The organism is Nonomuraea sp. NPDC049750, from assembly GCF_040659625.1.
Taxonomy (GTDB): domain Bacteria; phylum Actinomycetota; class Actinomycetes; order Streptosporangiales; family Streptosporangiaceae; genus Nonomuraea.
Genome location: NZ_JBFANB010000033.1, coordinates 86,362 through 99,558, shown reverse-complemented (window position 1 = coordinate 99,558; position 13,197 = coordinate 86,362). Strand labels below are relative to the sequence as shown.

The 13,197-nt window shown below is 68.7% G+C and carries 15 protein-coding genes; 12 read left to right on the top strand and 3 right to left on the bottom strand.

Features of this window, described 5'->3' with window-relative positions; all coding sequences use genetic code 11:
• The first annotated feature begins 56 nt into the window (after positions 1-56).
• From AB0J16_RS48890 to AB0J16_RS48850, 9 genes are all read left to right on the top strand, one after another.
• Complete coding sequence (locus tag AB0J16_RS48890) at positions 57-506, top strand: hypothetical protein (protein ID WP_358553080.1); 450 nt, start codon at positions 57-59, stop codon at positions 504-506.
• A 379-nt stretch (positions 507-885) separates the two neighbouring features.
• Positions 886-1,107 (top strand): translation initiation factor IF-1, encoded by a 222-nt coding sequence (infA, locus tag AB0J16_RS48885; protein ID WP_012887858.1) that lies wholly within the window; start codon positions 886-888, stop codon positions 1,105-1,107.
• Between the two features lie 24 nt (positions 1,108-1,131).
• Positions 1,132-1,245 (top strand): 50S ribosomal protein L36, encoded by a 114-nt coding sequence (gene rpmJ, locus AB0J16_RS48880; protein WP_003956441.1) that lies wholly within the window; start codon positions 1,132-1,134, stop codon positions 1,243-1,245.
• Between the two features lie 218 nt (positions 1,246-1,463).
• Positions 1,464-1,844, top strand: coding sequence for a 30S ribosomal protein S13 (rpsM, locus tag AB0J16_RS48875; protein WP_214633192.1), 381 nt, complete (start codon positions 1,464-1,466; stop codon positions 1,842-1,844).
• Between the two features lie 45 nt (positions 1,845-1,889).
• Positions 1,890-2,294, top strand: coding sequence for a 30S ribosomal protein S11 (gene rpsK, locus AB0J16_RS48870; protein ID WP_020542285.1), 405 nt, complete (start codon positions 1,890-1,892; stop codon positions 2,292-2,294).
• A 20-nt stretch (positions 2,295-2,314) separates the two neighbouring features.
• The gene (gene rpsD / locus AB0J16_RS48865; protein WP_225293921.1) at positions 2,315-2,941 is read left to right on the top strand and encodes a 30S ribosomal protein S4; all 627 of its coding nucleotides are present in this window, start codon (positions 2,315-2,317) and stop codon (positions 2,939-2,941) included.
• A 93-nt stretch (positions 2,942-3,034) separates the two neighbouring features.
• Positions 3,035-4,051: a DNA-directed RNA polymerase subunit alpha gene (locus AB0J16_RS48860; protein ID WP_214633194.1), complete on the top strand. Its 1,017-nt coding sequence runs from the start codon at positions 3,035-3,037 to the stop codon at positions 4,049-4,051.
• A gap of 157 nt (positions 4,052-4,208) precedes the next feature.
• Positions 4,209-4,757: a 50S ribosomal protein L17 gene (rplQ, locus tag AB0J16_RS48855; protein ID WP_358553078.1), complete on the top strand. Its 549-nt coding sequence runs from the start codon at positions 4,209-4,211 to the stop codon at positions 4,755-4,757.
• Positions 4,758-4,877: 120 nt separating this feature from the next.
• Positions 4,878-5,864 (top strand): tRNA pseudouridine synthase A, encoded by a 987-nt coding sequence (locus AB0J16_RS48850; protein ID WP_358553076.1) that lies wholly within the window; start codon positions 4,878-4,880, stop codon positions 5,862-5,864.
• Between the two features lie 191 nt (positions 5,865-6,055).
• Here AB0J16_RS48850 and AB0J16_RS48845 read toward each other — a convergent pair whose 3' ends face one another.
• From AB0J16_RS48845 to AB0J16_RS48835, 3 genes are all read right to left on the bottom strand, one after another.
• A complete protein-coding gene (locus AB0J16_RS48845; protein ID WP_358553074.1) occupies positions 6,056-8,404 on the bottom strand; it encodes a hypothetical protein in 2,349 nt (782 codons plus the stop codon).
• Positions 8,405-8,830: 426 nt separating this feature from the next.
• Positions 8,831-9,751, bottom strand: coding sequence for a hypothetical protein (locus AB0J16_RS48840; protein WP_358553072.1), 921 nt, complete (start codon positions 9,749-9,751; stop codon positions 8,831-8,833).
• A gap of 23 nt (positions 9,752-9,774) precedes the next feature.
• Positions 9,775-10,533, bottom strand: coding sequence for a CAP domain-containing protein (locus AB0J16_RS48835; protein WP_358553070.1), 759 nt, complete (start codon positions 10,531-10,533; stop codon positions 9,775-9,777).
• A 321-nt stretch (positions 10,534-10,854) separates the two neighbouring features.
• On the opposite strand from AB0J16_RS48835, the gene rplM reads away from it, so the two are divergent.
• Genes rplM through glmM form a run of 3 tightly spaced genes read left to right on the top strand, consistent with a single transcriptional unit; the run spans position 10,855 to position 13,194 of the window.
• Positions 10,855-11,298 carry a 50S ribosomal protein L13 gene (rplM, locus tag AB0J16_RS48830; RefSeq protein WP_225293910.1) on the top strand — a complete coding sequence of 148 codons (444 nt, stop codon included), beginning with the start codon at positions 10,855-10,857 and terminating at the stop codon, positions 11,296-11,298.
• 26 nt (positions 11,299-11,324) lie between these two features.
• The gene (gene rpsI, locus AB0J16_RS48825; protein ID WP_357948202.1) at positions 11,325-11,846 is read left to right on the top strand and encodes a 30S ribosomal protein S9; all 522 of its coding nucleotides are present in this window, start codon (positions 11,325-11,327) and stop codon (positions 11,844-11,846) included.
• 1 nt (position 11,847) lies between these two features.
• Positions 11,848-13,194 carry a phosphoglucosamine mutase gene (gene glmM, locus AB0J16_RS48820; protein WP_358553068.1) on the top strand — a complete coding sequence of 449 codons (1,347 nt, stop codon included), beginning with the start codon at positions 11,848-11,850 and terminating at the stop codon, positions 13,192-13,194.
• Positions 13,195-13,197 lie beyond the last annotated feature (3 nt).

Below are 13,197 nucleotides of genomic sequence, written 5' to 3'. Positions count from 1 at the left end.
GGGCTCACCCGAGCAGTCCCGGTCCGGTACGGGGAACCGTCTTACAGGAGGACACAGTGGGTATTCGTCACCTTCTCGCGGGCACCGCTCTCGCCGGCTCGATGGTCGCCGGTGCGCTGGCCATCGCTCCCACGGCCCAGGCCGACGCCGCGACCGCCACCCAGGCGCAGAGCGCCCAGGCCGGCCCGAGGCACTTCTTCGGCCCGTACTTCTCCAACGGCTCCGAGAACGGCGGCCACGAGTCGTACTTCAAGGGCTACTGGCAGAAGCGCGGGGGCAACTACTACTTCTACGGCGACCTGTACGACCGTCACCACAACGACGGCGACTACAGCTACGTGTGGTTCCAGTACTACGACCGGCACGGCGACTTCCACCGCAACTGGTACCGGTCCGACGACCGCCGGCACTTCGACAGCATCCGCTTCAAGAGGGACTTCAAGATCCAGGTGTGTGAGGGCGGCTCGCGCAACAGCGGCTGCGGCGGCTGGCACGACGTCTTCTAAGCACATCAGCGTCTTCACGGCACATCAGGGGGGAGTCATCCCAGGGGGTGTGCTGACTCGCGAGGGCCCGCCGGTTCGCCGGTGGGCCTTTGCTGTGCCACCCGAACCGCTGTGCCGCCTGAATCGCTGTGCCGCCCGAATCGCTGTGCCGCTCGGCTCATACGGGTTCGCGGGTGGGGTAAGCTGACTCGTGGTTGTGTCAGGACACCTGACACGCGTTTCGCGTTTTTGTCTCAGGTGTCGTACACTCCTTACTCGGCTCACTATGACTATCACGCGTCGGCGCCCGTTGCCGGTCGCCGCTCTCTTCGAAGCGTGAGGTCGCGGCTGCTTAGTGAACCGGAGCCTCAGACGATCGATCAGTGAAACGCGAGGAATTTTGGCCAAAAAAGACGGCGCCATCGAGATCGAGGGCACTGTGGTCGAGTCGCTCCCGAACGCTATGTTCCGGGTGCAGCTTGACAACGGCCATAAGGTCCTGGCCCACATCAGCGGACGGATGCGGATGCACTACATCCGGATCCTGCCCGACGACCGGGTAGTCGTGGAACTGAGCCCCTACGACCTGAGTCGTGGGCGGATCGTCTACCGATACAAGTAAGACGTCTGAGGAACACGAAGGACAATGAAGGTAAAGCCGAGCGTCAAGAAGATCTGCGACAAGTGCAAGGTGATCCGCCGGCACGGTCGCGTCATGGTGATCTGCGACAACCTGCGCCACAAGCAGCGTCAGGGTTAGTCGCCGTAAGGCTTCTCCGAGTCCGCCCCAGTCAGGGAGCGGGCTCGACGCATGAGAAGCCTGAGACAGTAATCGCGCGTCACACCTGAGCAGGCGGCCTGATTTCCGGGCCGTACCACCCAGGAGACCCTCGGTCGGAGGCCGAGGCCCTCACCCCGGGCATGGGGAGGGGACGTGAGGCGCAAGACCTCCGCCACAACGAAGGAGAATGCCCGACCATGGCTCGCCTGGTTGGCGTCGACCTCCCCCGCGAAAAGCGGCTGGAGATCGCTCTCACCTACATTTACGGAATCGGCCGCACCCGTGCGCTGGAGGTCCTCGAGGCCACCGGTGTCAGCGGCGACACCCGCGTGCATCAGCTCACCGACGCTGAGCTCGTCCCGATGCGTGACTACATCGAGGCGAACTTCAAGATCGAGGGTGACCTGCGCCGTGAGGTTCAGGCCGACATTCGCCGCAAGATCGAGATTGGGTGCTACCAGGGCATTCGGCACCGCAAGGGCCTGCCTGTCCACGGTCAGCGCACGCAGACCAACGCGCGCACCCGCAAGGGCAAGAAGAAGACCGTGGCCGGCAAGAAGAAGCCCGGTAAGAAGTAGTCCACGCAGCCGCGGGACCGAACACCTCAGGAGTGAAGGCAAAGGATGCCTCCTAAGAGCCGTCAGGGTGCGCCCAAGAAGGTGCGCCGCAAGGAAAAGAAGAACGTCGCTCATGGGCACGCCCACATCAAGAGCACGTTCAACAACACGATCGTTTCGATCACCGACCCCAACGGGAACGTGATCTCCTGGGCCAGCGCCGGCCACGTGGGTTTCAAGGGCTCCCGTAAGTCCACCCCGTTCGCCGCTCAGATGGCCGCCGAGAACGCCGCCCGCCGCGCCATGGAGCACGGCATGCGCAAGGTTGACGTCTTCGTCAAGGGTCCCGGCTCCGGCCGTGAGACCGCGATCCGTTCCCTTCAGGCCACCGGCCTCGAAGTGGGTTCGATCCAGGACGTCACCCCGGTTCCGCACAACGGCTGCCGTCCGCCGAAGCGCCGCCGCGTCTGACACCCAGGAGAATCTGAGAAATGGCTCGTTACACGGGTGCGGACTGCAAGCTCTGCCGCCGCGAGAAGACCAAGCTCTTCCTCAAGGGCAGCAAGTGCGAGTCCGCGAAGTGCCCCATCGAGATCCGTCCTTACCCGCCGGGTGAGCACGGCCGCGGACGTCCCAAGGAGTCCGAGTACCAGCTTCAGCTTCGTGAGAAGCAGAAGACCCGCCGCATTTACGGCGTCCTCGAGAAGCAGTTCCACAACTACTACGAGGAAGCCACCCGCAAGAGCGGCAAGACCGGTGAGGCGCTGCTCCAGATCCTGGAGAGCCGTCTCGACAACGTGGTCTACCGCGCCGGGTTCGCCCAGTCGCGCGACGCCGCTCGCCAGCAGGTCCGTCACGGACACTTCCTGGTCAACGGCAAGAAGGTCGACATCCCCTCGTACCGCGTGCGTGAGCACGACATCATCGAGGTCCGTGAGACCAAGCGCAACCTGCTCCCGTACGAGGTGGCTCGCGCCACCGCCGGTGACCGCTCGGTCCCGGCGTGGCTCGGCGTCGTGCCGGACAAGATCCGCGTCCTGATCCACCAGCTGCCGGTCCGTCAGCAGATCGACACCCAGGTTCAGGAACAGCTGATCGTCGAGTACTACTCGAAGTAAGTAGTGGTTGAGGTGCGGTTCGCCGCACCTCAACTAGGCTTGTATCGGAGTGGCGTCATATAGCGGGCGCCACACGAAAAGGGGAGACCCCACATGCTGATCGCTCAGCGCCCGACTCTTCTCGAAGAGTCGATCGACGACACCCGATCCCGATTCGTCATCGAGCCGCTGGAGCCGGGTTTCGGCTACACCATCGGCAACTCGGTCCGCCGCACGCTGCTGTCGTCCATTCCGGGCGCGGCCGTGACGAGCATCCGGATCGAGGGCGTGCTGCACGAGTTCTCGACCGTTCCCGGGGTCAAGGAAGATGTCACCGACATCATCCTCAACCTCAAGGAGCTCGTCGTCTCCTCCGAGCACGACGAGCCGGTCGTGATGTACCTGCGCAAGCAGGGCCCGGGTGAGGTCACCGCCGCCGACATCGCGCCGCCGGCCGGTGTCGAGGTGCACAACCCCGAGCTGCGCATCGCCACGCTCAACGGCAAGGCGAAGCTGGAGATGGAGCTGACCGTCGAGCGCGGTCGCGGCTACGTCTCCGCCGCGCAGAACAAGCAGCCGGGTCAGGAGATCGGCCGCATTCCGATCGACTCGATCTACTCCCCGGTGCTCAAGGTCACCTACAAGGTCGAGGCGACCCGAGTCGAGCAGCGTACCGACTTCGACCGTCTGATCCTCGACGTCGAGACCAAGCCGGCCATGAAGCCCCGCGACGCGGTGGCCTCCGCCGGTAAGACCCTCGTCGAGCTCTTCGGCCTGGCCCGTGAGCTCAACGTCGAGGCCGAGGGCATCGACATCGGCCCGTCGCCGACCGACGCCGCCCTGGCCGCCGACCTGGCGCTGCCGATCGAGGAGCTGAACCTCACCGTTCGCTCCTACAACTGCCTCAAGCGCGAGGGCATCCACACCGTGGGTGAGCTCGTCGCCCGCAGCGAGCAGGACCTGCTCGACATAAGGAATTTCGGCGCCAAGTCGATCGAAGAGGTCAAGCAGAAGCTGCACGAGATGACGCTGGCGCTCAAGGACTCCCCGCCCGGGTTCGACCCGAGCGCGGTGGCCGGCGCCGGCTACGACGACGACGACAGCGCGTACGTCGAGACCGAGCAGTACTAAGCCATCGCGAGGGCTCTGCCTCGCGACTCCCCGCGCCGAACGGTTCCCGTTCGGCGCGGGCGACGGTAACGGCTCGCATCGCCCCTAGAGCGACTGCGACCGGCCCGACTCCGGTACCTGGTACGGCCGGGGCGGGTTAACTCACAAGGAGAACGCAATGCCCAAGCCCACCAAGGGTGCACGTCTTGGCGGCAGCCCGGCGCACGAGCGGCTGATCCTGGCGAACCTCGCCACGGACCTGTTCCGCCACGGCAAGATCCGCACCACGGTTGCCAAGGCCAAGCGCGTCCGTCCGCTGGCGGAGCGCCTGATCACCAAGGCGAAGAAGGGCGACATCCACAACCGTCGCCAGGTGCTCACGGTCGTCAAGGACAAGGGCGTCGTCCACCACCTGTTCACGGACATCGCGGTGACGTTCGCCGAGCGTCCCGGCGGTTACACCCGCATCACCAAGGTGGGCGCCCGTAAGGGTGACAACGCCCCCATGGCGGTGATCGAGCTGGTGACCGAGCCGCTGAACCCGGTTCGCGTGTCGCGCACGGAGGCTCCGGCCGCCGCTGCCGCTCCCGCTCCCGCCGCTGAGGCCGAGACTGAGGCGCCGGCCGCCGCGGAGACCGCCGCGTCGGACGAGGCCGCCACGGCTGAGGCCGCTGAGTCGGGTTCGGCCGAGGCTGAGGCCGGCGAGGCTAAGAAGGACGAGGCCTGATCCGTCAGGTCAGCTGAATCGGGCCCAGACCCCCTTTTATGCGGGGATTCCGGGCCCAGTTGAATCGGGCTCGAGCCCCTCTCGCGGGGGTTCGGGCCTGTTCGCGTTTTGGGGAGGGCGATGGTGGTACGGCTCCGGCTTGATCTCGGCTATGACGGGACCGACTTCTCCGGGTGGGCCAGGCAGCCGGGGCTGCGTACGGTCCAGGGGGAGATCGAGCGGGCGCTCGGCAGGATCCTGCGGCTGGCCGAGCCACCGGCGTTGACCGTCGCCGGGCGTACGGATGCCGGGGTGCACGCGCGCGGGCAGGTGGCGCACGTGGATCTTCCCGTGGAGGCGTTCTCCGCCCTCGACCGCAACCACCGGAGATCCGCCGGGCCCGAGCCTGCGGCGGCCCCCACGGCGGCTTTTCTGGCGGCCGACTCCGCGGCTCTCTTTCCGGCTGTCGGCTCTGTGAGGGCCGGCGCGGTGTTGCCGCTGGACGTGGATGAGCGGCTCGCTACACTCCTGCGGCGGCTGGCCGGGGTGCTGGAGTCAGATGTACGCGTTCATCGGGTCTCCGTGGCTTCTGAGGGCTTTGACGCGCGGTTCTCCGCCTTGTCACGGCGGTACGCGTACCGGGTCAGTGACGCGGCCGGTGGGGTGGATCCGTTGCGGCGCCGGGAGGTGGTCTGGCACAACCGGCCGCTGGACCTGGACGCGCTGAACGCGGCGGCCACGCACCTGCTCGGCGAGCACGACTTCGCCGCCTTCTGCAAGAAGCGCGAGGGGGCCACCACGATCCGGCGGCTGCAACGGCTCGACTGGGTGCGGGAGGGCGACGGGGTGCTGGTCGCCACCGTGGTCGCCGACGCGTTCTGCCACTCGATGGTGCGGTCGCTGGTCGGCTCCCTCCTGTCGGCCGCCGATGGGCGCCGGCCTGTCGAGTGGCCCGGGCAGGTGCTGGGGCGGGCCGTACGGGACTCCGGGGTGCATGTGGCGCCCGCGCACGGCCTGTGCCTGGAAGAGGTGACCTACCCGCCGGACGCGGAACTCGCCGCGCGCGCCCTCGCGACCCGGCGCGTCCGCACGCTGGGCGATGATCCGCCCGCCGTCGACGCGCCGTAACCCGGCCTGTCCGTACGCCGGGCGGTGATCCGCCCGCGGTCGGCGGGCCGTCTGTCAGCGCGTCCGGCCGCCTGCTGCCGACGAGCCATGGTGCAGCGCGTTCGTGCGTTGGGCGGTGACCCGCTTGCGGCAGCCCGGCGCGTCGATTCGTCTGTTGTCGGCGAGTGCGTAGCCCCGTGCCGAGCGGGTTGTCAGTCGTTGGTGAGGCGGCGTTCCAGGGCCTGGGAGGTCTGGTCGCGGAAGGCGCCGCTGACCTTGCCGAGTGTCTTCTCCTTGGTGCCTGGTGTGTGGCCGTCGGCGTACGTGGCGTAGCTGAAGACGATGTAGCGGCCCCAGACCAGCCCCGCGGCATAGCCGCCCGCGATCTCCACGCGTTCGCCGCCCGAGCCCGCCGCCGCGGGCAGGCCGCGGAACCAGACGTTGCGGCCGAGGTTCTTGGCCTTGTCGGCGCTCATGGCGGCCTCTTTGGTGGGCAGTACGGCGATGCCGGTCGTCACGGCGTAGCGGCGCTTGGTGTCGACGTACGTCGCCCGTACGATCCGGCTGCACTTCTGCTCGCGCAGCGCGTCGGCGAAGGGACCGGAGGCGGCCTTCTCGCAGCTCCCCGTCATGTCGGTCTTGACCTTGGAGAAGACGGCTCCCTCCGCCTCGATCTTCTTCTTCGGGAACGCCTCGGAGAGCGACATCTTGCGCGGGTCGGTCTGCTCGGAGTTGAGGATCGAGGTGGCGGGGACGACCGGGGTCGTGGAGGCATCGGGGCTGACGATGGCCGGGGGTGCCGTCGTCGGCGGCTCCTTGGCGGCCGTCGTGGCGGCGGGCGCTGATGGGGCGCTCACCGACTTGTAAGCGAAGAAGCCGCCCGTGGCGACGCCTGCCAGAGCGAGCACGCCCAGGGTGATGAAGAGTGCTTTCCGGCCCGCCGGCTTGCCGGGCTGGCCGGTGGCGGGCGGTGTCGCCTGGAACGGCGATTGCTTGAACGGCCCCTGCCCGTAGGCGGCGGGCGGTGTGGAGCGGTCCTGCGAGGCCGGGACGGGCAGGGCGGCGGTGGGCTTCTGGCCCCATACCTCGAACGGGAGGTCGGGGACGTTGCCCTTCTGCTGGGTTCCGCCAGGGGGGATCGGCGGCCAGACCGGGACGTCGCTCGGCTCGACCGGGTGTCCGGCGGCGTTCGGGTCGAAGGCGGGCGGCGGGGTGCCCGGGTCGAAGGCGGTTGGTGGGGTGCTGGCGTCGAACGCGTGCGGGCGGGCGTTGGGGCCGAAGGCGTGGGGGGCCGTCGCGTCGAACCCCGGCGCGGTCGCGTTCGGGTCGAAGGTGAGCCCGGTGGCGTTCGGGTCGAAGGTGCTGGGGGCGCCGGTGTTGGGGTTGAAGGCGTGGGGCGCCGTCGCGCCGGACGCGGGCGTAGTGGGGTTCGCGTCGAAGGTGGGATCGGTGGCGTTCGGGTCGAAGGCCGGTGGGGCCGCCTCATTGGCGGCGAAGGGGCGGGCGGACGCGCCCCTCGCGTCGAAGGGGGCGGTCAGGTTCGGGTCGGTCAGGTTCGGGTCGGTCTGGTAGTCCTCGGCGTCCTCTGAGGGGTCGGCCTCTTCGTAGTCGGCCGCGGGTTGCCCGAACGCGGGGCCCTTGGTCGTCGGCCCGCCGTACACGGAGCTCTTGGGCGCGGGGTCGCTGTCGTCGGACGCGGGGGCTCCGGGCGGGATGATGCCCCCCGGGCGGGTGGGGGAGTCGTCCGGGGGCGAGCTGTCCGATGGGACGTTCCAGGGCGATGTCGGGCCGGACACGTCGTCGGAATCCGGCTCCACGGCGAGTTCGCCCGTGGCGGCGGGCCAGGGCGGCATGGCGGGCGGGTCGGCCACGGGGGCGGGCCATACCTGCATGCCCGCGGCCGCCGCGGTGAAGGCCGGTGGCGGCTCCCACGACGGCGCACCGGGCACCACGGGGTCGGCCGCCCAGGTGGCGGGCTCCTCGGGGGCCCAGGTGGCGGGCTCCTCCGGGATGGGTGCGGGCCAGACGCCGGACGCCGGAGACCATCCGGCGCCGGGCTGGCCGGGAGCCGGGGCGTCCTGCTCCGGCTCGGCGCGCGGCCACGAGGGCTGGGGGCCGGAGGCCTGACCGCCCGATTCGGACTCGGCGGACTGCCATGGAGGCTGAGCGCCCGGCCCGCCGGCGTGTGATGGAGGCTGAGCGCCTGGCCCGGGGGGATGTGACGGAGGCTGAGCGCCCGGTCCCGGAGCGGGCGGCCTTGTGGGTGCGGAGCCGGCGGGCGGAGGGCCCGCGGCGGGAGGTCGCGGAGACGGGGACGGGGTGCCGGGCTGGGCGCCGAGGTTGCGGGGCAGGCGGCCGCGCATGGGGCGGGGCGGGCCCTGGGGGTCGGCGAACCAGTCGTACGGCGCGGCGTCGTCGCCCGCCACCTCCCACGGCTGCGCGCCGGGGAAGGCCGGCAGCCCAGGAAGGTCGGACTGGTCCTCGGCCGACGCCGGGTCCGACGGCTGTGGTTCGAACGGTTGCCACTCGGACGGCGAGTCGAAGTCCGATGCCCCGGTCACCGTCTGCTCAGCATCCGATGGCGTGCCCGGGAAAGCGGGCAGCATGTCATGACCGGCATCGTCATTATCGGCACTCCCGTAGGCGGCACTCTCGTAACCGGCACTCTCGTAACCGGCGCTGTCAGAGCCGGAGTCAGCGCCCGTGCCGGGCTCCGGTGGCGATGCTGGAGTAGCTCCGGGCGCCTCGTGAGACGCCCGTGACTCGGGATATTGAAGGGGCTGGCCGAAGCTCGGCGGTGGCGTCGCCGGTGCGGCCGAGCCGTCAGCTTCCCTACGATCTTTGTCCCTGCGCTCGTTGTCAGACCCAGGTTCCTGGCCACGCATAAGGGGGAGCCTAGCGAGAGTCGCGAGATCGTTATGCCGGTATGGGCGTTCCCGACTGGATCATCGATGCCGTTTGGGTACCTATGAAAAGGTTTGAGGCTTTTAGGTGCCCGGGTGGCCGGTCAGCGTGCGGGAGTCAAGGGCCTTGAAGACGGTGGCCTTGGTGATGTCGTCGACCGCCTGGAAGAGCTTCTTCTGCCCCTTCTTGTCGGGCTTGCTGCCGTCCTTGTTCTGAAACCAGATCATGACGGCGTAGTGGCCGTGCATCCACATCTGGGTGCCGCCGCTCCCGGTGCCGAGGCTCTTGGTGAGTGAGTCCTTGCCGGCCAGCGGCTTGACGTAGTCGGTCTTGCTGCCGACCGACTGCACCTTGGTCGCGGTCTTGCTGGACTTGAGGTTGGCCACGCCGACCGTGCCCATCAGCTTGCCGGCCTTGTCGCGGAAGCTCGCGCGGATGATCTGCGTACACTTGCCGGCCTTGAGGGCCTTCTGCAGCTTGTCGCCGACGGCTCCGTCGGAGCACTTCTTGACCTTGCTGGTGACGGTCATCGTGTACGAGCGGCCGGCGACCGCGATCTTCTTGGTCGCGAACAGCTCCTTGACCGTGAGCGGCTCGGGGTCGGTCTTGCGATCGGCCGCGTAGCTGTACTTGCCGGGAGGCGAGGACGGCAGCGGCGCGGAGGTGCGGCGGGCCGCCTGGGTCTCGGCCTGGTCGGAGCCGCCTGACTTGAACATCACCACGAGGCCCGCGACGAACAGGCCGAGCACCGCGACGCCGCCGAGCGTGAACCAGAGCGGCCCACGCGAGCGTTTGCCCTCGTCGTAGGGGCTCCACGTAGTGCTGCGGCGCGCCGGTTCGGCGACCGGCTCGGCCGCGGCCGGTTCCTTGGCCCTGCGACCGGTGGCAGCCCCGATCGGTTCGAAGGGGTTGCGGGAGCCGCCGGATTCGGCCGTGTCACGGGCCCTGCGAGAACGGCGGGGGGTGCTCTCCGTGCTGGTGTCACGTTCGTCGGGAAAACCCATGCGGCGACATTACCGTGAAGTGGTCATGAGTAACCGAAGTCCTGCGTCCACCACGGACCGCCGGCCCCCGCCACCACGCCGACTCCGATGGACTCGATGCGGCAGTTGAGGATGTTCTGGCGGTGGTCCTTGCTGTCGAGCCAGCCGCGGACCGCCTCTTCGGGAGAGGTGTAGCCGCGGCCGATGTTCTCGGCGGCGCCCGCGCGGTATCCGGCGCGCTCCATCCGGTCCCACGGCGACGAGCCGTCGGGGGAGTCGTGGGTGAAGCGGCCGCTGCTCGCCATCTCAAGGGAGTGCGCGCGGGCCGAGCGAGTCAGCCTCGCGTCGGTCCGGAGGCGGCCGCAGCCGCGTTTGAGCCTGGCGGCGTTGGTGAGGTTGACGACCTTGGCCGCCATCGCCGGCGACATCTCGGCGGTCTGCTCGCCGAGCACCCGCGTGGGATCTTCGGCGGTGAAGCCGGGCACTGTGTTGCCGTCCGGGCTCTTGGTGGGCTTGGCCCTGACGTTGCCGCGCGGGACCCCGGCGGTGCTCTCCCTGGGGATGCGGCCCGCGTACGGCTGCGCCTTCTTGGCCGTGGGCGTGACCGTGGGTTCGGCCTTGGCCGCGGCGGCGGGCGGGGCTGTCTCGTTGAGGTAGATGTGGCCGGTTTCTTCGACGTTGTCCGTCAACCGCCCGATCAGCACACCCGTGAACAGAACCGCCATAAGACAGGCGAGCACCCCCAGATGGTTCCGGCGCCGTGCGCTCCGCTGGGTGTGCCGGGTGAGAGAGGTGTGCCACATGCCACACCCAACGATAGAGATGTCTGGTCCTGGGAAAGAAGGGATCCCAGGGAACCGAAATCGAACCGTTCTGTGTCAGGTAGACTGATCGCAGGTTACCGGTCTTTTGACCAGCACCCTTAAATGCGGGTAGCCTAATCAATCGTTGTGTGCATAGGTCCAGCGCGACCGATGCGCGGCGCGTCCGGCGTCATCTCCCATCATCAGCCCATCGGGCCAGGGAGACGGAAGGTCCGGGCTGCCGTGTGCCCGCACCGACCGACCCTAGAGCTGTCGCTTCCCGACAGCGCCGAAGACGCGAGCATAAAGAAGGCTACGACCGTGCGCACGTACTCACCGAAGCCCGCCGACGTTCAGCGTCAGTGGTACGTCATCGACGCGACCGATGTCGTGCTGGGCCGGCTGGCCAGCCACGTCGCGATCCTGCTCCGCGGCAAGCACAAGCCGATCTTCGCCAACCACGTCGACACCGGCGACTTCGTCGTCATCATCAACGCGGACAAGATCGCGCTCACCGGCAACAAGCGTGAGCAGAAGAAGGCCTACCGCCACTCGGGTTACCCGGGCGGTCTGCGTTCCGTCAGTTATGGCGAGCTCATGGACAAGCGGCCGGACAAGGCCGTCGAAAAGGCCGTCAAGGGCATGCTGCCGAAGAACTCCCTCGGCCGGAAGATGGCCAAGAAGCTCAAGGTCTACGCGGGGTCCGAGCACCCGCACCAGGCCCAGCAGCCGGTGCCGTTCGAGATCACCCAGATCGCCCAGTAGTAGTCCGAAAGATTTAGAGGAGAACCGTGGCTGAGCCCACCGGTGTCGAGACGGCCGTCGAGGCCGAGGTGGAAGAATTCTCCGGCGAGGAGTTCCCTTCCGAGTACACCACCGAGTCCACCGCCAGCGCTGACGCTCCCGTGCGCAAGCCCGTCACCACGGGCAACTCGTACGGCACCGGTCGCCGTAAGGAGGCGATCGCCCGCGTGCGCATCGTCCCCGGCACCGGCAAGTGGACGATCAACGGTCGTTCGCTGGACGTCTACTTCCCCAACAAGGTCCACCAGCAGATCGTCAACGAGCCCTTCGTTGTGCTCGGCGCCGAGGAGGCGTTCGACGTCATCGCGCGCATCGACGGTGGCGGCGTGACCGGCCAGGCCGGCGCGCTGCGCATGGGCCTGTCCCGTGCGCTGGCGATCCTTGATGTCGAGACCAACCGAGCGCCTCTGAAGAAGGCCGGCTTCCTCACCCGTGACGCCCGCGCCACGGAGCGGAAGAAGTACGGCCTCAAGAAGGCCCGTAAGGCTCCGCAGTACAGCAAGCGCTAAATTGGCGCGTCTTTTCGGCACCGACGGGGTTCGTGGGGTCGCTGGTCGCGACCTCACGGCGGAGCTCGCCATGGACCTCTCGGTCGCGGCGGCTCACGTCCTCGGCGATGCGGGCGCGTTCACGGCCACAGGACGTCGTCCTGTGGCCGTCGTAGGCCGGGACCCGCGTGCCTCGGGGGAGTTCCTCGAGGCCGCAGTGGTCGCCGGCCTTGCGTCGTCCGGAGTGGATGTGCTGCGCCTCGGCGTGCTGCCCACCCCGGCCGTCGCCTACCTCACCGCGGCGCTCGGCGCCGACATCGGCGTCATGCTGTCGGCGTCGCACAACGCGGCACCGGACAACGGCATCAAGTTCCTGGCCCGGGGCGGCTTCAAGCTGTCCGACGCGGTCGAGGACGAGATCGAGCGGCGGCTCGGCGAGGACTGGACCTTTCCCGTCGGCTCCGCCGTGGGCCGGGTGCGTGACGCCTACGGTGAGGCCGACCGCTACATCTCCCATGTGCTGACCACGGTCAGTGGCCGGCTCGACGGTCTCGACATCGTCGTCGACTGCGCCCACGGCGCCGCTCACATGGTCGCCCCCGAGGCGCTGGTGCGATCCGGAGCCAGGGTGGAGGCCATCGGCGCGCGGCCCGACGGCCTCAACATCAACGCCGGCTACGGCTCCACCCACCTGCCCAAGCTGCAGCAGGTCGTCGTCTCGCGCGGCGCCGACCTCGGCATCGCCTATGACGGCGATGCCGACCGCTGCCTGGCGGTCGACCACACCGGCGCGATCATCGACGGCGACCAGATCATGGCGATCCTCGCGGCCGACATGCACGCCCAGGGCACGCTGGCCAAGGACACTGTGGTCGCGACCGTGATGTCCAACCTGGGCTTCAAGCTGGCCATGCGCGAGGCGGGCATCCACGTCGTGGAGACCGCGGTGGGCGACCGCTACGTGCTGGAGCGCATGAAGTCCGACGGCTACAACCTGGGTGGTGAGCAGTCGGGGCACGTCATCATGCTCGACCACGCCACCACCGGAGACGGCCTGCTCACCTCGCTGCACCTGCTCTCGGTCGTGGCCAGGTCGGGCAAGTCGCTGCGCGAGCTGGCCGCGGTGATGACGCCACTGCCGCAGATCCTGATCAACGTCAAGGACGTGGACCGGGGCAAGGCGTCGGTGCCCGAGCTCACCGAGGCCGTGGCGCTGGCGGAGAAGGAGCTGGGTGAGACGGGCCGGGTGCTGATCAGGCCCAGCGGCACCGAGCCGATGATCCGCGTGATGGTCGAGGCCTCGTCCGAGGAGCACGCCTCCGAGGTCGCCGGCCGGCTGGCCGACGTGGTCCGGGCCGCCTGCGTCTGAGGC

Bases quoted from the DNA above. Each gene is read 5' to 3' on its own strand.
- rpmJ (WP_003956441.1), top strand. From the start codon at position 1,132: ATGAAGGTAAAGCCGAGCGTCAAGAAGATCTGCGACAAGTGCAAGGTG.
- rpsM (WP_214633192.1), top strand. From the start codon at position 1,464: ATGGCTCGCCTGGTTGGCGTCGACCTCCCCCGCGAAAAGCGGCTGGAG.
- rpsK (WP_020542285.1), top strand. From the start codon at position 1,890: ATGCCTCCTAAGAGCCGTCAGGGTGCGCCCAAGAAGGTGCGCCGCAAG.
- rpsD (WP_225293921.1), top strand. From the start codon at position 2,315: ATGGCTCGTTACACGGGTGCGGACTGCAAGCTCTGCCGCCGCGAGAAG.
- AB0J16_RS48860 (WP_214633194.1), top strand. From the start codon at position 3,035: ATGCTGATCGCTCAGCGCCCGACTCTTCTCGAAGAGTCGATCGACGAC.
- rplQ (WP_358553078.1), top strand. From the start codon at position 4,209: ATGCCCAAGCCCACCAAGGGTGCACGTCTTGGCGGCAGCCCGGCGCAC.
- AB0J16_RS48850 (WP_358553076.1), top strand. From the start codon at position 4,878: ATGGTGGTACGGCTCCGGCTTGATCTCGGCTATGACGGGACCGACTTC.
- AB0J16_RS48840 (WP_358553072.1), bottom strand. From the start codon at position 9,751: ATGGGTTTTCCCGACGAACGTGACACCAGCACGGAGAGCACCCCCCGC.
- AB0J16_RS48835 (WP_358553070.1), bottom strand. From the start codon at position 10,533: ATGTGGCACACCTCTCTCACCCGGCACACCCAGCGGAGCGCACGGCGC.